This window comes from Streptomyces sp. NPDC005799 (assembly GCF_040630525.1).
Classification (GTDB): domain Bacteria; phylum Actinomycetota; class Actinomycetes; order Streptomycetales; family Streptomycetaceae; genus Streptomyces; species Streptomyces griseorubiginosus_B.
In genome coordinates this window covers 25,159-45,634 of the sequence record NZ_JBEXXQ010000028.1, presented here as the reverse complement: position 1 = coordinate 45,634, position 20,476 = coordinate 25,159, and the positions used below count along the sequence as shown (strand labels likewise).

Here is a 20,476-nt window from a genome sequence, read left to right as displayed (position 1 = left end):
GGCGCCGTGTTCAACGCTTTCGAGGAACTGTTCGCGCCGGGCCGCAAGCACACCCGTGACGAACAGAACCGGCTGGAGCTGACCCGGGAGGACGTCGGTGACAACGATCCGGGGCGCGGTCCGATAGACCTGGCGTCCGGAAAGGTCGTGGTGCGCCCGCCCAAGCCGGAGCAGGACGAGGAAGGGCCCGAGGTGACGGGGGAGGAGTGACCCAGGGGTCACTTCACCTGCAGCTCCAGGATCCGGTCGTCTCCGCTCTTCGGGTCGCCCCTTCCGTCCGTGTTGCTCGTCGTCAGCCACAGCTTGTCGCCGCCCGCCGCCACCACCGTGCGCAGGCGGCCGTACTCGCCCTCCAGGAAGGGCTGGGGGTCGGCGGATGCCTTCGTGCCGTCCAGGGGTATGCGCCACAGGCGCTGACCCCTCAGGCCCGCCATCCAGATGGAGCCCTGGGCGTAGGCGATACCGCTCGGGGAGGCCTCGTCGGTGTGCCACTGGGCTATCGGGTTGTGGAACTTCGCGTCGGAGGACTTGCCCTCGGCTTCCGGCCAGCCGTAGTTGTCGCCGGGCTTGATCGCGTTCAGCTCGTCCCAGGTGTCCTGGCCGAACTCCGCGGCGAACAGGCGCTGTTCGGGGTCCCAGGCCAGCCCTTGTACGTTCCGGTGGCCGTACGTGTACACGGGGGAGTCCGGGAACGGGTTGCCGGGGGCCGGGTCGCCCTCGGGGGTCAGGCGGAGGATCTTGCCGCCCAGGGACTTCCTGTCCTGCGCCAGGCCGCGGTTGCCGCTCTCGCCCGTGCCGGCGTAGAGCATGCCGTCCGGGCCGAAGGCGATCCGTCCGCCGTTGTGGATGTAGCCCTTGGGGATGCCCTTGAAGATCGTGTCCGGGGCGCCCAGTTGCTCACCGGCCGGCTTCTTCGGGTCGTACAGCACGCGGACGACGCGGTTGTCCGAGGCCGAGGTGAAGTACGCGTAGATCATGTGGTCCGAGGCGTAGTCCGGGGAGAGGGCGATGCCGAGCAGGCCGCCCTCGCCGGCCGCGGAGACCCCGGAGACCTTGCCGAGGTCGGTCTTCTCGCCCGTCTTCTCGTCCACCCTGGTGATCGTGCCCTGGTCCCGGGAGGCGACGAGCAGGCCGCCGTCACCGGGGAGCGGGGCCAGGCCCCAGGGGCTGTTCAGGCCGGTGGCGACCGTCCGCAGCACCTTCACCGAGCCCTTGGCGGGCGGCGCCTGATCGGCGGCCCGGCGGGACGGGGAGGCCTTCGCCGACGTGCCTCCCGACGTGCCCCCCGATGTCGTACCGTCTCCGCCCGCCGAGCCGCCGCCCCCGCCGGAGGAGCAGCCCGCTGTCAGCAGGAGCGCGGTGGTGGCCAGTAAGGCCGGTACAGCTCGTCGTAGCACGGTCTCGGTCCCTTCGCACGGCGGTCCCGTCGGCAGCTTCCGCCGCCCGGTCGGCAGGTTCTACCTGTGATACACCGCTCGCGCCTCACAGGTTCCCGATCACCCGGACCCCAATCGGCGACCGGGGACGAGCGGTGCGACGGCTCGCATCGGGCTTGGTTCTCGACCGTGTGAGCGCTGGACCGGCAACCGGCGATGAGGGGCGCCTCGCCTTCCGTCGGGATGGGGCCCTGGATCGCCTGGCGCTGGTTCGGCATTGGGCGATGAGGGGTGCGGCGGCTTCGTCCGGGATGGGGTCCTGGATCGCTGGCGCTGGTTCGGCAACCAGCGATGAGGTGTGGGACGGGTTCCGCCGGGCTCGGGCCCTCGATTGCCCGCCGCGCAATCGGCAACCGGCGACGAAGGGGGCGGTGGCCTCCGCCGGTCTCGGACTGTCGATCGCCCGCGGCTCATCGGTGACTGTCGGCGAGCGGGGTCGCGGTCGCGTCGTTGGCTTGGGCTGTCGATTGGCCGGGGCTTGTCGGTGATTGTCGGCGAGCGGGGTCGCGGTTGCGTCGTTGGCTTGGGCTGTCGATTGGCCGGGGCTTGTCGGTGATTGTCGGCGAGCGGGGTCGCGGTTGCGTCGCTGGCTCGGACTCTCGATCGCCCGGAGCCCATCGGCGACCGTCGGCGAGCGCTGTCACGGCCGTGCTCCTGGGTTCAGTCCCACGACCCCAGAGCGCCCGGTAGCCCCGCCACCTCGGTCAGGTCCTCCGGCGTCAGGCGCAGGCCGGCCGCCGCCGCGTTCTCCGCCGCCCACCGCTCCTGCTTGGTGCCCGGCACCGGAACCACGTGCCGGCCCTGGGCCAGCACCCAGGCCAGCGCGACCTGGGCCGCGGTCACGTCCTCGCCGTGCCGGGCCGCGACCCGGCGCAGACCGGCCACGATCGGCTGGTTGGCGGCCATCATCTCCGCGGTGAAGCGGGGGTGGCGGGCGCGCACGTCGTCCGGTTCGAAGCCCTCGCCCGGGGTGAGGGTGCCGGTCAGGAAGCCGTTGCCGAGCGGCATCGCGGCCAGGAAGCCGACGCCGCGCGCCTCGCACCACGGCAGCAGCGACTCCAGCGCCTCCGCGGACCACACCGACAGCTCGGCCTCCACCGCGCTCACCGGGAACACCTGCTGGACCCGCCGCAGCTGCCGGATCGTCGCGTCGTGCAGCCGGCCCCCCGACCGCCGCCCGCCCCGCGCCCCGACCGCGCACAGCCCGAGCGCCCTGACCTTCCCGGCCCTGACGAGCTCGGCCATCGCGCCCCACGTCTCCTCGACGGGGACCTCCGGGTCCGCGCGGTGCAACTGGTAGAGGTCGATCACGTCCGTCTGCAGGCGCCGCAGCGACGCGTCGCAGGCCCGCTTCACATAGCCGGGGCGGCCGTTGGCCACGATGTGCTGCTCACCCACCAGCAGCCCCACCTTCGTCGACACGAAGGCGTCCGCGCGCCGCTCCTTCAACACCCGCCCCACCAGCAGCTCGTTGGTGAACGGGCCGTACATGTCCGCCGTGTCCAGGAGCGTCGAGCCCGCGTCCAGCGCCCGGTGCACCGCCCTGAGCGACTCCTCGCCGCGCTGCCGCGAGCCGCTGTACGCCCAGCTCATCGGCATGCACCCCAGGCCGACGGCCCCCACGGCGAGGGCCCCCGCGCCCATCGTCCTGCGCTCCACCTGCTCGTGACCCTCCTTCTTACGGATCCCCCAACCTAACCTCTGCGCCTCCACCGGCCTGACATAGCCTCCTGACATGACTGCTGACGTGTGGCTTCCGCTCCCGCCCGACGAGATCGAGGGTCTCCCGGACGGGCCCGAGTACCGCTTCTGGAACGGTGAGAAGGAATTCCCCGCAGACCCCGCCGACTGCTCCTTCTACGTCGTCCCCTACATGAAGCCCGCCGAGGTCGTCGTCCGCCCGCTGCCGCAACTCGGCTCCGTCCAGGTGGTCCAGACGCTGTCGGCCGGCATCGACAGCCTGGAACCGGGCCTGAAGCACCTGCGCCCCGGCGTCCAGGTGTGCAACGCGCGCGGGGTGCACGAGGCGAGCACCGCCGAGCTGGCGCTCACGCTGATCCTCGCCTCCCTGCGCGGTGTCCCCGACTTCGTACGAGGTCAGGAACTGGGGGAGTGGCGCGGCGGTTTCCGGCCCGCGCTCGCCGACAAGAGCGTGCTGATCATCGGGTACGGCTCGATCGGATCCGCGATCGAGGACCGGCTCGTGCCCTTCGAGGTCGCGCGGGTGGTGCGCGTCGCGCGCTCCGCGCGCACCACGGAGCGCGGCCCCGTGCATCCGCTCACCGATCTGCCCCGGCTGCTGCCCGAGGCGGACGTCGTCGTTCTGATCACGCCCCTGACCGAGTCCACGCGCGGCCTGGCGGGCGCCGACTTCCTCGCCCGGATGAAGGACGGAGCGCTCCTCGTCAACGTCGCGCGCGGACCCGTCGTCGACACCAAGGCGCTCCTCGCCGAGCTGGAGAGCGGCCGCATCACCGCCGCCCTCGACGTCACCGACCCCGAGCCGCTGCCCCGCGAGCACCCGCTGTGGAAGGCGCCCGGCGTGCTCATCAGCCCCCATGTCGGGGGACCCACCTCGGCGTTCCTGCCCCGCGCGAAGCAACTCATCGTCAACCAGCTGACACGTTTTGTGAACCGTGAACCCCTCGCCAACGTGATCCTTACGACGGGTTCGACCGGCGCGTAGCGCACGAGCGGGCGCTGTCGAGCGCGGGCGCGCGACCGGCGCGTCATCCGCTTCCGGTACGCTCCGCAATCTTCCGGACGCGGTACGTGCTCGCATCGCTGCTGGTCGTCACGGAGCGTAGAGGAACTATGTCCCTGAGTGACGAGACTGGTGTATCGTCCCGAGCAGGGGCAGCGCCGCGCACCGTTCGGCGCCGGGGACGGACATTTCAGACTGTGAGGGGGGCGACGGGCGATGCACGGCCTATGGACGAGCGATCCGACGCGGCGGGGCCGCCGGCGGCGACCCTGGCGCGCGGCCGCGCGCAGACGCGGTCACCACAGCAATCACGGCTGCCGGAACAACCACCATCACCGCAGGCACAGCAGCCGCAGGGGGCATGCGCACCCAGCGCACCGGAACCCGCGGGACGCGGGAGCAGCGCGGACCGGGAGGACCCGGTGACCTCGCCGCCGCCTCTCACGACCACCCTGGACGGAGCGGTGCGGGCACAGCCCTCGCCGGGGCGCTCACCCCGGCCGCCGATCACCGGTGCCGGCAGCACCCTGGTCCGCCAACTCGTCCTGGCCCTGGTCTGCGCGGGATACGCCGTCGGTTCCGCGCTCGACTGGGGTTCGGGCGAACTCGCGCTGATCATGGGTGACTTCGGCCTGTCCGCGGCGGCCGCGACCGCCGCCGTGTCCTGCTTCCTGTACGCCCGCAACCCCCGTATCCGCTTTCGACCCGCCTGGCTGCTGTTCGCCCTCTCCTCGACCATGACGGCCCTGGGCAACGCGGTCTGGGGGTGGTACGAGGTGGTCCTGGACGAGCAGATGCCCAGTCCCAGCTACGCCGACCTGTTCTTCCTCTGCTTCGCGCCGCCCGCCATCGTCGGGCTGCTGGTGCTCGCCAAGCGGCCCGTGACGAAGGCCGGCTGGGTCTGCCTGGGACTGGACGCCTGGCTGATCGGCGGCTCGCTGCTGACCCTGTCCTGGAGTCTCGCGCTCGCCCAGGCGGCCAAGTTCGACGGGCCGAGCGTGGCGCGGACCGCGCTGTCGCTGGCGTACCCGCTGTTGGACATCGCCCTGGTCAGCATGGTGCTTGCGCTGCACTTCCGGCGCTCGGCGGTCAACCGCACGGCCGTCAACACCGCCATCGGCGCCCTCGCGCTCACGGTGATGTGCGACGCCCTGTTCACCTCGCCGCTGCTGCGCGACCACTACCACTCGGGCCAGCTGCTCGACGCGGGCTGGTTCGCCGGCTCGCTGCTCCTCGCGTACGCACCCTGGGCCGCGCCCCGGCACATGCGTCCGGAGGAGAACGACGGCCACACGCGCGTGGTGCACGAGCACCTGCCGGGCCGGCGCGGCGGCACCCACCCCCACCACGCGCCCGCGCAAGGGGAGGACCACGGCCGGTACCCGGCCGCCCGGCCCATCGCCGGCTCCCTGGCCGCCCTCACGCCCTACCTCGCCGCCGCCGTCTGCACCCTGGGGATCCTCTACAACGTCCTCAACGGCCGCAGCGTCGACCGCGTCGTGCTCATCACCGGCGGCACGGTGGTGCTCGCCCTCGTGATGCGCCAGGGCATCATGCTCCTGGACAACATCACCCTCACCCAGGAACTCGCGCAGAAGGAGAACCACTTCCGCTCCCTGGTGCAGGGCTCCAGCGACGTCATCATGATCGCCGCGCCCAGCGGCGTGCTGAGGTACGTCTCCCCGGCCGCCGCCGGGGTCTACGGACGCCCCGCCGAGGAACTGGTGGGCAGCGAACTGGCCGGCCTCATCCACCCGGAGGACCTGGGCTGCGTGGTGCACGAGGTGCGCCGCTTCCTCGCCGCCAGCCCCCAGGAGGAACCCACCACCCGCATCGAGTGCCGCTTCCGCTCCGGTGACGGCGGCTGGCTCAATGTCGAGTCCACCGTCAACCGCCACCACGGCGGCCTCATCTTCAACAGCCGGGACGTGACCGAAAGAGTGCGGCTTCAGGCGCAGTTGCAGCACAACGCCGAGCACGACCCGCTCACCGACCTGCCCAACCGAGCCCTGTTCACCAAGCGGGTCCAGCAGGCCGTGTCCGGCCGTCGCGCCTCCGACCGGGGCGCCCATCTGCGCGGGACGGCCGTCCTCTTCATCGACCTCGACGGCTTCAAGGCCGTCAACGACACGATCGGGCACCAGGCCGGGGACGAACTGCTCGTCCAGGCCGCCCGCAGACTCCAGGACGCGGTCCGGCACGGCGACACCGCGTCCCGGCTGGGCGGCGACGAGTTCGCGGCCCTGATCGTCGGCGACGGTGCCCGGGACCGTACCGCGCGCGAACGTCACATCCTGGAGCTCGCCGACCGCCTCAGGATCACGCTCTCGCAGCCCTACCTCATCGACGGCAACGATGTCCGGGTGGCCGCCTCCATCGGCGTCGCCTTCGCCGAACCCGGCCTCGGGGCGGGCGAGTTGCTGCGCAACGCCGACCTCGCCATGTACCGCGCCAAGGCGGGCGGCAAGGGCCGCGTCGAGCTGTACGCGCCCCAGATGCAGCAGGACGTCGTACGCAAGGCGGAGCTGGCCACACGCCTGCGTGCCGCGCTGCACGACGGCGAGTTCACGCTGCTGCACCAGCCCGTGGTCTGTCTGGAGGACGGCCGGATCACATCGGTCGAGGCCCAGGCGCGCTGGCGTTCCTCGCAGGGGGTGCTGTTCACCCCGGCCGAGTTCCTGCGGGTCGCCGAGGACAACGACCGGACGGCCGAGCTGGGCCGCTGGCTGCTGGAGGAGGCCGTCGAACAGGCCGCCGAGCGCACCGCGACGGGGCTCGCCGTGCCCGTCGCCGTCCGGGTCGGCGCCCGACGCCTGCTGGACCGCTCGATGCCGGCCGGCTCCATCGAGGCCCTGCTGACCCGGCACGGACTGCCGTCCGGGTCCCTGGTGATCGAGCTGTCCGACATGGATCCGCGGGTCTCCCTGGACGAGCTGGAGCGCAGACTGGGCGCCCTGCGCCGGCACGGCGTACGGATCGCCCTGGACGGCTTCGGCAGCGGCTACGCGGCGATCACGGCACTGCGCAGACTCCCCGTCGACGTACTGAAGCTCGACCGCGGTCTGGTCGAGGGCGTCGTCGAGTCCGCGCGGCTGCACAAGATCACCAGCGGGCTGCTCAGAATCGCCACCGACCTCGGGCTGCAGTCCGTGGCCGACGGCGTGGATCTGCCCGAACAGGTCGTCGCCCTGCGCGCGATGGGTTGCACCCATGGACAGGGCATGGCGTTCTCGGGCCCGTTGGACGAGTACCGGCTGCGCAGAGCGCTCGGATCCGGCCACTATCCGGTCCCGCACAGCCCCATTGAGCCCGCCTTCGCAGGAGGCGGAGCCGGGGTGTACACAGGAGGTGTGGCCGCCGTTCTGGGAGGCGGAACCGCCCTGCGCTCACATAATGAGACTCCCGTCCCACCCACTTGACACGTGGTGCGCGTCGGGGGGAGGGTCAGTGCCATGCGCACCCGAATTCTCGTACTTGGAAAGCGCGTCGGCTGACGCTGAGCCCACCATCGCTCAGCGACCTCCACCCGGCGCGCTCCCCTCGCTTGCCTTACGGCACGAGGGGTTTTTTGTTGCACAGGCACTTTTCGTGCAGCAGTCGAACACCGCACAAACCTCGCAAAAACCCTCAGCATCGAGAAGAGACTGACGATGACCGAGCAGGCCACCGGGGCCCATCCGCAGCCGCGGCCCCGATCCGGAGGACAGCAGTCCGCCCCCGAACACGTCACGGGTGCGCAGTCCCTCATCCGCTCTCTCGAGGAGGTCGGGGCCGACACGGTATTCGGCATTCCCGGCGGTGCCATCCTTCCCGCGTACGACCCCCTGATGGACTCGACCCGGGTGCGCCACGTCCTGGTCCGGCACGAGCAGGGCGCCGGCCACGCGGCCACCGGCTACGCGCAGGCCACCGGCAGGGTCGGTGTCTGCATGGCCACTTCGGGCCCCGGCGCGACCAACCTGGTCACGCCCATCGCGGACGCCCACATGGACTCGGTGCCGCTCGTGGCGATCACCGGGCAGGTGGCGTCCAAGGCGATCGGCACGGACGCCTTCCAGGAGGCGGACATCGTCGGCATCACGATGCCGATCACCAAGCACAACTTCCTGGTCACCAAGGCCGAGGACATCCCGCGCGTGATCGCGCAGGCCTTCCACATCGCCTCCACCGGCCGGCCCGGCCCGGTGCTGGTCGACATCGCCAAGGACGCCCTCCAGGCGAAGACCACCTTCTCCTGGCCGCCGGTGATGGACCTGCCCGGCTACCGCCCGGTGACCAAGCCGCACGCCAAGCAGATCCGCGAGGGCGCCAAGCTGATCACCCAGGCCAAGCGGCCCGTCCTGTACGTCGGCGGCGGCGTCATCAAGGCCCGCGCCACCGCCGAGCTGAAGGTCCTCGCCGAACTCACCGGAGCGCCCGTCACCACCACCCTGATGGGGCTCGGCGCATTCCCCGACAGCCACCCGCTGCACGTGGGAATGCCGGGCATGCACGGTGCGGTCACCGCCGTCACCGCGCTGCAGAAGGCCGACCTGATCGTCGCCCTCGGAACCCGCTTCGACGACCGCGTCACCGGCAAGCTGGACAGCTTCGCCCCGTACGCCAAGATCGTCCACGCCGACATCGACCCGGCCGAGATCGGCAAGAACCGCGCCGCGGACGTGCCGATCGTCGGTGACGCGCGCGAGGTCATCGCGGACCTCATCCAGGCCGTCCAGAAGGAGCACAGCGAGGGCCACCAGGGCGACTACAGCGCCTGGTGGAGGGACCTCACCCGCTGGCGCGACACCTACCCGCTCGGCTACGACCTGCCCGACGACGGCTCGCTGTCCCCGCAGCAGGTCATCGAGCGGATCGGACAGCTCGCCCCCGAGGGCACGATCTTCGCCGCGGGCGTCGGCCAGCACCAGATGTGGTCCGCGCACTTCATCCAGTACGACAAGCCCGCCACCTGGCTCAACTCCGGCGGCGCCGGGACGATGGGCTACGCGGTCCCGGCCGCGATGGGCGCCAAGGCCGGCGTGCCGGACCGGACGGTCTGGGCGATCGACGGCGACGGCTGCTTCCAGATGACCAACCAGGAGCTCACCACCTGCGCCCTGAACAACATCCCGATCAAGGTCGCCATCATCAACAACGGCGCCCTCGGGATGGTCCGCCAGTGGCAGACCCTCTTCTACAACCAGCGCTACTCCAACACCGTGCTGCACTCCGGCCCGGACGACGTCAACCCGGACGCCCGCGGCACGCGCGTGCCGGACTTCGTGAAGCTGTCCGAGGCCATGGGCTGTGTGGGCCTGCGCTGCGAGTCCCCGGAGGACCTGGACAAGGTCATCGAGGAGGCGAACTCCATCAACGACCGCCCCGTCGTCGTGGACTTCATCGTCCACGAGGACGCGATGGTGTGGCCGATGGTCGCCGCCGGCACCTCCAACGACGAGATCATGGCCGCCCGGGACGTCCGCCCCGACTTCGGCGACAACGAAGACGACTGAGCGAGAGAGACGTAAAAAGACCATGTCCAAGCACACGCTCTCGGTCCTGGTGGAGAACACCCCGGGCATCCTGGCCCGGATCGCCGCCCTCTTCTCCCGCCGCGGCTTCAACATCGACTCGCTCGCGGTCGGTGTCACCGAGCACCCCGACATCTCCCGCATCACCATCGTGGTGGGCGTCGAGGACCTCCCGCTGGAGCAGGTGACCAAGCAGCTCAACAAGCTGGTCAACGTCCTGAAGATCGTCGAGCTGGAGCCCGGTTCCGCGGTTCAGCGCGAACTCGTTCTGGTGAAGGTGAAGGCCGACAACGAGACGCGCTCGCAGATCGTCGAGATCGTCCAGCTGTTCCGCGCCAAGACCGTCGACGTCTCCCCGGAGGCCGTCACGATCGAGGCCACCGGCAGCAGCGAGAAGCTCTCGGCCATGCTCAAGATGCTGGAGCCGTACGGCATCAAGGAGCTCGTCCAGTCCGGCACGATCGCGATCGGCCGCGGCGCCCGCTCGATCACGGACCGGTCGCTGCGCGCCCTCGACCGCAGCGCGTAAGGCTGTACGGGCGGTTTCGGCCGCCCGTATACCGAGACCCCGAAACTTCCCTTCCGCCCGCCGTCATACGGTGGGACGCAACACCTGCACCCAAGGAGAGAACCCAAAGTGGCCGAGCTGTTCTACGACGCCGACGCCGACCTGTCCATCATCCAGGGCCGCAAGGTCGCGGTCATCGGTTACGGCAGCCAGGGCCACGCCCACGCGCTGTCGCTGCGTGACTCGGGTGTCGACGTCCGTGTCGGTCTGCACGAGGGCTCCAAGTCCAAGGCCAAGGCCGAGGAGCAGGGCCTGCGCGTGGTGACGCCGTCGGAGGCCGCCGCCGAGGCCGACGTCATCATGATCCTGGTGCCGGACCCGATCCAGGCCCAGGTCTACGAGGAGTCCATCAAGGACAACCTCAACGACGGCGACGCGCTGTTCTTCGGCCACGGTCTGAACATCCGCTTCGACTTCATCAAGCCCCCGGCCGGCATCGACGTCTGCATGGTCGCCCCCAAGGGTCCGGGTCACCTGGTCCGGCGCCAGTACGAGGAGGGCCGCGGCGTTCCGTGTATCGCGGCCGTCGAGCAGGACGCGTCGGGCAACGCCTTCGCGCTGGCCCTGTCGTACGCCAAGGGCATCGGTGGCACCCGCGCCGGCGTCATCAAGACGACCTTCACCGAGGAGACCGAGACCGACCTGTTCGGTGAGCAGGCCGTCCTCTGCGGTGGTACCGCGGCGCTGGTCAAGGCGGGCTTCGAGACGCTGACCGAGGCCGGCTACCAGCCGGAGATCGCCTACTTCGAGTGCCTGCACGAGCTGAAGCTGATCGTCGACCTCATGTACGAGGGCGGCCTGGAGAAGATGCGCTGGTCCGTCTCCGAGACCGCCGAGTGGGGCGACTACGTCACCGGCCCGCGGATCATCACCGACGCCACCAAGGCCGAGATGAAGAAGGTCCTCGCCGAGATCCAGGACGGCACCTTCGCACGTGAGTGGATGGCCGAGTACCACGGCGGTCTGAAGAAGTACAACGAGTACAAGCAGAAGGATGCCGAGTCTCTGCTGGAGACCACCGGCAAGCAGCTCCGCAAGCTGATGAGCTGGGTGGACGAGGAGGCGTAAGCCTCAGGGACAAGGGGTCGGAGCGCGCCGCTCCGGCCCCTTTGTCCAACCCGTCGCATCACGGACGGGTGATCCTTCCGCACAGGCGCAGGACGACCCCCCTCGCGCCACTACACTGCCGTACTACATACGCGTCAGGCCCACAGCGTCGTGCGTCTTCCACGCGGCTAGCCAACCTCCACCGCCTGCGGCCGTCGGGACGGCCGTCCGCATTGGACTTGTGAGGACTCACGTGAGCTCGAAACCCGTCGTACTCATCGCTGAAGAGCTGTCGCCCGCGACCGTGGACGCGCTTGGCCCGGACTTCGAGATCCGGCACTGCAACGGAGCGGACCGAGCCGAACTGCTCCCGGCCATCGCCGACGTCGACGCCATCCTGATCCGCTCCGCCACCAAGGTGGACGCCGAGGCCATCGCCGCCGCGCACAAGCTCAAGGTCGTCGCACGAGCCGGCGTCGGCCTGGACAACGTCGACGTCTCCGCCGCCACCAAGGCCGGCGTGATGGTCGTCAACGCCCCCACCTCGAACATCGTGACCGCCGCCGAGCTGGCCTGCGGTCTGCTCGTCGCCACCGCCCGCCACATCCCGCAGGCCAACGCCGCGCTGAAGAACGGCGAGTGGAAGCGCAGCAAGTACACGGGCGTGGAGCTCGCGGAGAAGACGCTGGGTGTCGTGGGCCTGGGCCGCATCGGTGCCCTCGTCGCGCAGCGCATGTCCGCCTTCGGGATGAAGGTCGTCGCCTACGACCCCTACATCCAGCCCGCCCGCGCCGCGCAGATGGGCGTGAAGGTGCTGTCACTGGACGAGCTCCTCGAGGTCTCCGACTTCATCACCGTCCACCTCCCGAAGACCCCCGAGACCCTCGGGCTGATCGGCGACGAGGCGCTGCGCAAGGTCAAGCCGAGCGTGCGGATCGTCAACGCCGCGCGCGGTGGGATCGTCGACGAGGAGGCGCTGTACTCGGCGCTGAAGGAGGGCCGGGTCGCAGGCGCCGGCCTCGACGTCTACGCCAAGGAGCCCTGCACCGACTCCCCACTCTTCGAGTTCGACCAGGTCGTGTGCACCCCGCACCTCGGCGCGTCGACGGACGAGGCCCAGGAGAAGGCCGGTATCGCGGTCGCCCGCTCGGTGCGCCTCGCCCTCGCCGGTGAGCTCGTGCCCGACGCGGTGAACGTCCAGGGCGGTGTCATCGCCGAGGACGTCAAGCCGGGTCTGCCGCTCGCGGAGCGCCTCGGCCGCATCTTCACCGCGCTCGCGGGCGAGGTCGCGGTCCGCCTCGACGTCGAGGTGTACGGCGAGATCACCCAGCACGACGTGAAGGTGCTGGAGCTGTCCGCCCTCAAGGGTGTCTTCGAGGACGTCGTCGACGAGACCGTCTCGTACGTCAACGCCCCGCTGTTCGCCCAGGAGCGTGGCGTCGAGGTCCGGCTGACGACCAGCTCCGAGGCGACCGACCACCGCAACGTGGTCACCGTCCGCGGCACGCTGGGCAGCGGCGAGGAGGTGTCGGTCTCCGGCACGCTGGCCGGCCCGAAGCACCTGCAGAAGATCGTCGCCGTCGGCGAGTACGACGTGGACCTGGCCCTCGCCGACCACATGGTGGTGCTGCGGTACGAGGACCGTCCCGGTGTCGTCGGCACGGTCGGCCGCATCTTCGGCGAGGCGGGCATCAACATCGCCGGCATGCAGGTGTCCCGCTCGGTCGCCGGCGGCGAGGCGCTGGCCGTGCTGACCGTGGACGACACGGTCCCGGCCGGGGTGCTGTCCGAGGTGGAAGCGGAGATCGGGGCGACGTTCGCTCGGTCCGTGAACCTGGTCTGACGCTCGACAACGCGAAGGGGGTCCAGCCGACGTCGGTCGGCCGGACCCCCTTCGTGTCGCTCACTTGTCGTCGACCCGAATCCCCCGCAGCGCCCTCGCCGCCAGTGCCGCCGCTCCCGCCAGCAGCACCGCTCCCGCGACGGCCGCGCCCTGCATGCCGTTGGTGAACGCCTCCCGCGCCGCTGTCGCCAGTCCCGGCACCCGGTCGGCGACCGCCAGCGCCCCGCCCAGCGTCTCGCGGGCCGCGTCCGGGGCCGAGGCCGGGATGTCGTGCCGGTAGATCGCCGTACCGATGGATCCCAGCACCGCCATGCCCAGCGCGCCGCCGAACTCCCCGCCGGTCTCCATCAGGGAGGACGCCGAGCCGGCCCGTTCCACCGGGGCGCTGCTCAGCGCCAGGTCCGTGATCTGGGAGATGACCATGACGATCCCGGAGGCGAGGACGCCGCACGCGGCCAGGACCAGCCAGAGGGAGTCGGTGTCCGTGAAGGCCAGCATCCCGTAGCCGCAGGCGCCGATGGCGAAGCCGGCGGTGACGACATGGGCACGGTTGACGCCTCGCTGGACCAGGGCGGTCGCCATCGGGGCCGTCATGCCGATCGGCACCGAGGGGAGGAGCGCCCACAGGGCCGCCTCCATCGCGCTCTTGTCGAGCACCGACTGCAGGTACTGCGTGGTGAAGTACGCCGAGCCCATCATGGCGAACGAGCCGATGAGGTTGAGGACGACCGAGGGGGCGAAGCCGTGGCCCCGGAAGAGGGCCGGGTCGATCATCGGTGAGGCCGCGGTGCGCTGGCGGTGGACGAACGCCGCGGCGAAGAGCAGGCCCACGGTGATCGAGACGACGTACTGCGCGTGCCAGCCCTCGGAGGGGATCTCCTTCAGACCGTAGATGACGGGGAGCACGGCGGCCATCGACAGCGGGACGCTCAGCCAGTCGAAGCGGCCGGGGGCGGGGTCGCGCGACTCCGGCAGCAGGAACGGGCCCAGCACCAGCAGCAGCGCCATGGCCGGCAGGTTGACCAGGAAGACCGAGCCCCACCAGAAGTACTGGACCAGGACACCGCTCATCACCGAGCCGAGCGCGATGCCGGCCGTCATCACGCCGGACCACATGCCGATCGCCTTCGCGCGCTGGCCGGCGTCGGTGAACATGGTGCGGATCAGCGCCATCGTCGACGGCATCAGCGTCGCACCGCCGACGCCGAGGACCGCGCGGGCCGCGATGAGGGTCTCGGCGCTGTCGGCGTAGGCGGCGACGACGGAGGCGGTGCCGAAGGCCGCTGCGCCGATCAGCAGCAGCTTGCGGCGGCCTATGCGGTCGCCGAGCGAGCCCATCGTCATCAGCAGGCCGGCCAGCACGAAGGCGTAGATGTCGAAGATCCACAGTTGCTGCGTGCCGCTCGGCTCCAGGTCCGCGCTGATCGCGGGGATGGCGAAGTACAGGACCGAGACGTCCATCGAGACCAGCAGCAGCGGGAGCATCAGCACGCCCAGTGCGGTCCATTCGCGGCGACCGGCGAGGGTGCCGGCCGGGGTTGTGGTGGTGCCCGTCGGGTTCGTCATGGCAGTGACTGTACGCACGTATTAAACGCTTGTCTAGAACGCTTGTGTAAGTCGCTCGTATGGGACGGCTGTATGGATCGGCGGTAGGGTGGTGGGCATGGGACACCGTGAGGATCTGCTCGAGGGCGCCAAGCGCTGCCTGCTGGAGAAGGGGTTCCTGCGCACGACCGCGCGGGACATCGTCAAGGAGTCGGGGACCAACCTCGCCTCGATCGGCTACCACTACGGGTCGAAAGACGCGCTGCTCGCCCAGGCGTACATCGCGCTGGTGGAGGAGATGTCCTTCGAGGGGGACGCCGGGATCACGGCCGCGCCCGGTTCCCTGGAGCGGTTCCGGGAGGTCTGGTCGAACATCGTCGACTCCCTGCGGCAACCCGGCTCGATGTGGCCGCTCAGCATGGAGGTCATGACCATGGGCGACCGGCTGCCCGAGGTCCGCGACCAGTTGTCGCGCGCGCAGCGCGAGGGCGGTCGGGGGCTGGTCTCGCTGATGCAGGGCGTGCCGGAGGAGGAGGTCTCGGACGAGACCGCCGACACCCTCGGCCGCTTCTACATGACCCTGATGTCGGGGCTCATCTCGCAGTGGACCTTCGACCCGAAGACCGCGCCCGAGGCCGACGTGCTCACCGAAGGTCTGCGTCAGGTGATCGAGGGCGTCAGCGGGAGCTGACCGGCCGCAGGTCCCGCAGCCCGGGGACGGGCGCTCCCAGCATCACTACGGCCCACTCCTCCAGCAGACCGCAGCCGCCAGCCGCCGTCACGGCCCAAACCACAATCTGAAACGAACGACGACTCACGTGGCGAAACGTGAACTCAAGACCAGATCACCAGGAGCTGCGCAGCGAGGCGGCGAGGAGGGTGTCGGCCGCCTCGCCGAAGGCGCCGCTGAGGGACTTGTCGGCGATGCGGTCGGCATACGACTGGAACACGAGCGCCGCCACGGCCTGGACCGCGGGCGTCACGGCCTGAGGGCCGACCGGGTTGGGCGGTACCCCCGGATGCGGCCAGCGCTTGGGCCAGGGGATCTCGCGGTGCGGGGGCGTGCCGCACAAGTCGTCGACCGCCGATCTGAGGAGGTCATGGCCCTTGCGGCCGGTCTCCTCCGCCACGATCGTGCCCTGCGCGATCTGCCCGACCGTGCGGCGGACGGCGCCCCAGAACTCGGCCTCCCGCCGCGGCCCGTCGCCGAGCGGGGTGAGCCCGTCGAGCCCGTCGAGGGCGTCCGGGTGCGTGCGAACGAGGTGTTCCAGGACGCGGGCCGTGTGGGCCGCGCTGATCGGACCGCCCATGCGGTGTCCTCCGTTCAGGGGTGGGAACACCAGCGTCGGCACACCGCGGACGCACCGCACGTCAGGTGGGTCACCGTTCCGCCGACCGGCCTACAGGCGCGCCCCCTTCAACGCCATGTGCAGCAGCAGGCGGTCCTCGCCGTCGTCCAGGTCGAGGCCCGTCAGCTGTTCGACGCGGGAGAGGCGGTAGTAGAGGGTCTGACGGTGGATGCCCAGTTCGGCGGCCGTGCGGCCCGCCTGGCCGGCGCGGTCGAGGTAGACCTCGGCGGTGCGGGCGAGTTCGTGGTGGGCGGGGGAGAGCAGGGCGTCCACGGCCGGGTCGTGGGCCGAGTCCGGCGGCAGGGACGTCAGCAGGCGGTACGGGCCGATGTGCGCCCACTCGGCGACCGGGCCCAGCCGCGGCTCCGCGAGCGCGGCCCGCGCCGCCGCGGAGGCCTCCTGCCAGGCCGCCCCCAGCTCCGCGAGCCCCGCCCGGGCAACGGCGACCCCGGCCGCGGCACCACCTGCCCGCGCACCGCCGGCTTTACCGCCGCCTCCGGCTGCAGCAGCACCTGCCGCGCCTGCCGCGCCTGCCGACCGAACGCCGGCCGCCTTACCGCCACTCTCGGCTGCCGCGCCTGCCGCACCTGCCGCACCTGCCGCGCCTGCCGCGCCTGCCGCGCCTGCCGACCGACCGGCGGCCGCCTTACCGCCGCTCTCGGCTGCCGCACCTGCCGAGCGCCCGCCGGCCGTTCTGCCGTCGGCGCCGGTTGCCGCACCTGCCCTACCTGCCGGTCCTGCCGCGCCCGCTGCCGCCTCGCCGTCGGCCTCCCGTCCGGCTGGCGTACCTCCCGGCCCGCCTCCGGCCGCACCACTGGGCCAGCCCCCCGTGCTCCTGCCGCCGCCTCCTTGCCGGGAGGCGGTGTCACCGGCGCCCAGCGCGGTCGCCGCACCTCCCCACCTTCCGCCTTCGCCACCGACCGCGCCGCCCCCCTCCATCAGCCGGGCCCGCTCCAGCAGCCGTGTCGCAGCCGACGTCGCCGGGGTCAGTACGTTCGGCGAGCGCAGTCTGACGAGCAGGGCCAGGGACTGGGACGCCGCTCCCCACGGCACCGTGCACAGGGCCGTCGCGCCCGGCACCGTGCGTACCGACGGTGCCTCGTCCGGGTCGGCGGACGGCCAGGGGGCCACGCAGACCACCGTGTGGTGGCCGTCGGCGCGCGCACCCAGCGCGGTGCGCAGTTCCGCCAGCGCCATGTCCCGCTGCCAGTCGCGCTCGGCGACCAGCACCGCCCGCAGCTCCCGGCTCAGATCCGCCCCGTGCTGCGCCTCGTCCGCGAGCAGCGCGCCGATACGGACGGTCACGTCCATCGCGCCTGCCAGCTGCCCGTCGGAGGGGCCCGGATCGGAGTCCAGCAGCCAGACGTAGCCGAGGACCACTCCGCGATGACGTACGGGGAGGCAGATCCGTCCCCGGTAGACCCCGGCCTCCGGCGTCGGCGGGATGCGGACCGGGCCCGTCGCCCTGGTGATGCCGAAGCCCTCGAACCAGGTACGGACGGCGGCCGTGGAGCGCCGGGTGAGGATCGAGCGGGTGCGCACGGGGTCCAGCGCCGACGCGTCCAGCTCGCCCTCACTGTCGTACGCGCCGAAGGCGATCAGCTCGAAGTCGCGGTTCTCCAGCGTCGCGGGCGCGCCCAGCAGCTCCGAGATCTCGTCGACCAGCTCCTGGTAGTCACCGCTCAGGTAATCCGCCGTCACAGGGGCATTCTCCCGCACAAGGGGCTCGCCTTCATACATCTGTCTGAGATCTGTGGCACGGATGCGTGACAGCTGTCGATGGCCCACGATCGGGGGGAACCTTAGGTTCACGGTGGTTCTATCCGCTGGTCTGTGGAGGTGCCCCGTGCTGGGTCCCGTGATTCTTGCCGCGTCGCGCAGCGACCGGATGCGACGTCTGATCTCGGCGGCCCCGGTGACCAAGCAGGTCGTCGAGCGCTTCATCCCGGGCGAGACGGTCGAGGAGATCGTGCCGATCGTCCGTGATCTCACGTCCCGGGGTCTGGAGCTGACCATGGACGTCGTCGGCGAGGACATCACCCGGCCCGAGCAGGCCGCCGCCGCCCGGGACGCCTATCTGACGCTCGTCGACCGGCTGAAGGAGCTGGAGCTCGGCACCCGCGCCGAGATGTCCGTGAAGCTGTCGATGTTCGGGCAGGCCCTGGACAACGGCCACGAGCTGGCCCTGACCAACATCCGGCCCGTCGTCGAGGCCGCCGCAGCCATCGGGACGACCGTCACGCTCGACGCCGAGGACCACACCACCCTCGACTCGATGTTCGCCATCCACGAGGAGCTGCGGAAGGACTTCCCGCAGACCGGCTGCGTGATCCAGGCCTACCTCTTCCGCACCGAGGCCGACGCCCGCCGACTCGCCGCGGCCGGCAGCCGGGTGCGGCTGGTGAAGGGGGCGTACAAGGAGCCCGCCGAGGTCGCGTACCAGCAGAAGCACGAGATCGACAAGGCGTACGTGCGGATCCTGAAGATCCTCATGGAGGGCGAGGGGTACCCGATGATCGGCTCCCACGACCCGCGTCTGATCGCCATCGCCCAGGAACTCGCCCACCGCGCCGGCCGTAAGCGGGACGAGTACGAGTTCCAGATGCTCTACGGCATCCGGGGTGACGAGCACCTGCGCCTCGCCGCCGAGGGCCACCGCATGCGCGTCTACACCGCCTACGGCACCGACTGGTACGGCTACTTCATGCGTCGCCTCGCGGAGAAGCCGGCGAACCTGCGCTTCTTCGTCCGCAGCATGGTCAGCACGGGCTGAGCCCCGCCCCCCCGCTCGCAACACCCGCTCAACATCAAGGAGTTACGGATCCCATGGACGCTGTGACCCAGGTCCCCACCCCCGTCAACGAGCCGGTGCACGGCTACGCCCCCGGTACGCCCGAGCGGGCCCGGCTGGAGGCCAGGCTCAAGGAGCTGGCCGAGAACCCGATCGAGCTGCCCATGACCATCGGCGGCGAGAAGCGGCTCGGCGGCGGTGAGCGCTTTGAGGTCGTGCAGCCGCACAACCACAAGGCCGTCATCGGCACCGGCGCGCACGCCACCCAGCAGGACGCGCGGGACGCCATCGACGCCGCCCTCGCCGCCGCCCCGGCGTGGCGCGCGATGTCCTTCGACGACCGCGCCGCGATCATCCTGAGGGCCGCCGAACTCCTCGCCGGTCCCTGGCGCGAGACCATCGCCGCGTCCACCATGCTCGGTCAGTCCAAGACCGCCCAGCAGGCCGAGATCGACGCCCCCTGCGAGCTGGTCGACTTCTGGCGCTTCAACGTCCACTACGCCCGGCAGATCCTCGCCGAGCAGCCCCCGGCCAACTCCCCGGGTGTCTGGAACCGGCTGGACCACCGTCCGCTGGAGGGCTTCGTCTACGCGATCACGCCCTTCAACTTCAGCGCGATCGCGGGCAACCTGCCCACCGCCCCGGCCCTGATGGGCAACGTCGTCGTCTGGAAGCCGTCCCCGACCCAGACCCACGCCGCCGTGCTGCTCATGCGGCTGCTGGAGGAGGCTGGCCTGCCGAAGGGCGTCATCAACCTCGTCACCGGCGACGGCATCGAGGTCTCCAAGGTCGCCCTCGAGCACCGCGACCTGGCCGGCATCCACTTCACCGGGTCCACCAAGACCTTCCAGTACCTGTGGAAGACGGTCGGCAACAACATCGAGAAGTACCGCTCGTACCCGCGTCTGGTCGGCGAGACCGGCGGCAAGGACTTCCTGGTCGCCCACCCGAGCGCCGACCGCGCGGTCCTCAAGACCGCCCTCACCCGTGGCGCCTTCGAGTACCAGGGCCAGAAGTGCAGCGCGACCTCCCGCGCCTACATCCCGGCCTCCATCTGGAACTCCGGGTTCAAGGAGGAGTTCGCCGCTGAGGTCGACGGGCTGACCATGGGGGACGTCACCGACCTGTCCCACTTCATCGGCGCCGTCATCGACGAGCGCGCGTTCGAGAAGAACAAGGCGGCCATCGACCGCGCGAAGGCCGACCCGGCGTGCACGATCGTCGCGGGCGGCACCTACGACGACTCGGTGGGCTGGTTCGTCCGGCCGACGGTCGTCGAGTGCGACGACCCGGAGAACGAGGTGTTCCGCACCGAGTACTTCGGCCCGTTCCTCGCCGTGCACGTCTACGAGGACGACCGGTACGAGGAGATGCTGACCCAGATGGAGTCGGTCTCCGACTACGCGCTCACCGGCTCGGTCATCTCCCATGACCGTGCGGCGGCGGCGTACACGATGGACAAGCTCCGCTACGCGGCCGGCAACTTCTACATCAACGACAAGTCGACCGGCGCCGTCGTCGGCCAGCAGCCCTTCGGCGGCGGCCGCGCCTCCGGCACCAACGACAAGGCCGGCGCCCCGCAGAACCTGCTGCGCTGGACCCTGACCCGCGCCATCAAGGAGACGCTGGTCCCGCCGACCGACTACACCTACCCGCACATGGGCTGAGCCCCGCGGGAAC

At 70.8% G+C, this 20,476-nt stretch carries 15 protein-coding genes; 10 read left to right on the top strand and 5 right to left on the bottom strand.

Annotation, left to right across the window (positions count from 1 at the left end; all coding sequences use genetic code 11):
* Window positions 1–6: 6 nt before the first annotated feature.
* Entirely contained in the window at window positions 7–210 is a 204-nt protein-coding gene (locus tag ABZ453_RS26410) for a DUF6191 domain-containing protein (protein WP_359018326.1), read from the top strand.
* An 8-nt stretch (window positions 211–218) separates the two neighbouring features.
* Here the strand turns inward: ABZ453_RS26410 and ABZ453_RS26405 are convergent, their stop codons facing one another.
* Both ABZ453_RS26405 and ABZ453_RS26400 read right to left on the bottom strand, forming a co-directional pair.
* Window positions 219–1,397, bottom strand: a complete 1,179-nt coding sequence (locus tag ABZ453_RS26405; protein WP_359018324.1) for a PQQ-dependent sugar dehydrogenase — start codon at window positions 1,395–1,397, stop codon at window positions 219–221.
* 699 nt (window positions 1,398–2,096) lie between these two features.
* Entirely contained in the window at window positions 2,097–3,095 is a 999-nt protein-coding gene (locus ABZ453_RS26400; protein WP_359018322.1) for an aldo/keto reductase, read from the bottom strand.
* 76 nt (window positions 3,096–3,171) lie between these two features.
* On the opposite strand from ABZ453_RS26400, the gene ABZ453_RS26395 reads away from it, so the two are divergent.
* From ABZ453_RS26395 to serA, 6 genes are all read left to right on the top strand, one after another.
* A complete protein-coding gene (locus ABZ453_RS26395; RefSeq protein WP_359018320.1) occupies window positions 3,172–4,122 on the top strand; it encodes a 2-hydroxyacid dehydrogenase in 951 nt (316 codons plus the stop codon).
* Between the two features lie 440 nt (window positions 4,123–4,562).
* Window positions 4,563–7,559 (top strand): EAL domain-containing protein, encoded by a 2,997-nt coding sequence (locus tag ABZ453_RS26390; protein ID WP_359018318.1) that lies wholly within the window; start codon window positions 4,563–4,565, stop codon window positions 7,557–7,559.
* A gap of 231 nt (window positions 7,560–7,790) precedes the next feature.
* A complete protein-coding gene (locus ABZ453_RS26385) occupies window positions 7,791–9,635 on the top strand; it encodes an acetolactate synthase large subunit (protein WP_359018316.1) in 1,845 nt (614 codons plus the stop codon).
* Window positions 9,636–9,657: 22 nt separating this feature from the next.
* A complete protein-coding gene (ilvN, locus tag ABZ453_RS26380; protein WP_133046710.1) occupies window positions 9,658–10,182 on the top strand; it encodes an acetolactate synthase small subunit in 525 nt (174 codons plus the stop codon).
* 108 nt (window positions 10,183–10,290) lie between these two features.
* Complete coding sequence (ilvC, locus tag ABZ453_RS26375; protein WP_359018313.1) at window positions 10,291–11,289, top strand: ketol-acid reductoisomerase; 999 nt, start codon at window positions 10,291–10,293, stop codon at window positions 11,287–11,289.
* 232 nt (window positions 11,290–11,521) lie between these two features.
* Window positions 11,522–13,111 carry a phosphoglycerate dehydrogenase gene (gene serA, locus ABZ453_RS26370; RefSeq protein ID WP_133046712.1) on the top strand — a complete coding sequence of 530 codons (1,590 nt, stop codon included), beginning with the start codon at window positions 11,522–11,524 and terminating at the stop codon, window positions 13,109–13,111.
* 60 nt (window positions 13,112–13,171) lie between these two features.
* Here serA and ABZ453_RS26365 read toward each other — a convergent pair whose 3' ends face one another.
* Window positions 13,172–14,677, bottom strand: a complete 1,506-nt coding sequence (locus ABZ453_RS26365) for an MFS transporter (RefSeq protein ID WP_359018311.1) — start codon at window positions 14,675–14,677, stop codon at window positions 13,172–13,174.
* Between the two features lie 97 nt (window positions 14,678–14,774).
* Here ABZ453_RS26365 and ABZ453_RS26360 point away from each other — a divergent pair, with 97 nt between their 5' ends.
* Window positions 14,775–15,347: a TetR/AcrR family transcriptional regulator gene (locus ABZ453_RS26360; RefSeq protein ID WP_359018309.1), complete on the top strand. Its 573-nt coding sequence runs from the start codon at window positions 14,775–14,777 to the stop codon at window positions 15,345–15,347.
* Between the two features lie 154 nt (window positions 15,348–15,501).
* Here the strand turns inward: ABZ453_RS26360 and ABZ453_RS26355 are convergent, their stop codons facing one another.
* Window positions 15,502–15,966, bottom strand: coding sequence for a hypothetical protein (locus ABZ453_RS26355; protein ID WP_359018307.1), 465 nt, complete (start codon window positions 15,964–15,966; stop codon window positions 15,502–15,504).
* 90 nt (window positions 15,967–16,056) lie between these two features.
* On the bottom strand, window positions 16,057–17,706 hold the full coding sequence (locus ABZ453_RS26350; protein ID WP_359018305.1) for a helix-turn-helix domain-containing protein: 1,650 nt from the start codon (window positions 17,704–17,706) through the stop codon (window positions 16,057–16,059).
* A 145-nt stretch (window positions 17,707–17,851) separates the two neighbouring features.
* Here ABZ453_RS26350 and ABZ453_RS26345 point away from each other — a divergent pair, with 145 nt between their 5' ends.
* On the top strand, window positions 17,852–18,778 hold the full coding sequence (locus ABZ453_RS26345) for a proline dehydrogenase family protein (protein WP_359018303.1): 927 nt from the start codon (window positions 17,852–17,854) through the stop codon (window positions 18,776–18,778).
* Window positions 18,779–18,831: 53 nt separating this feature from the next.
* Window positions 18,832–20,463 (top strand): L-glutamate gamma-semialdehyde dehydrogenase, encoded by a 1,632-nt coding sequence (gene pruA / locus ABZ453_RS26340; protein ID WP_359018301.1) that lies wholly within the window; start codon window positions 18,832–18,834, stop codon window positions 20,461–20,463.
* Window positions 20,464–20,476: the final 13 nt, after the last annotated feature.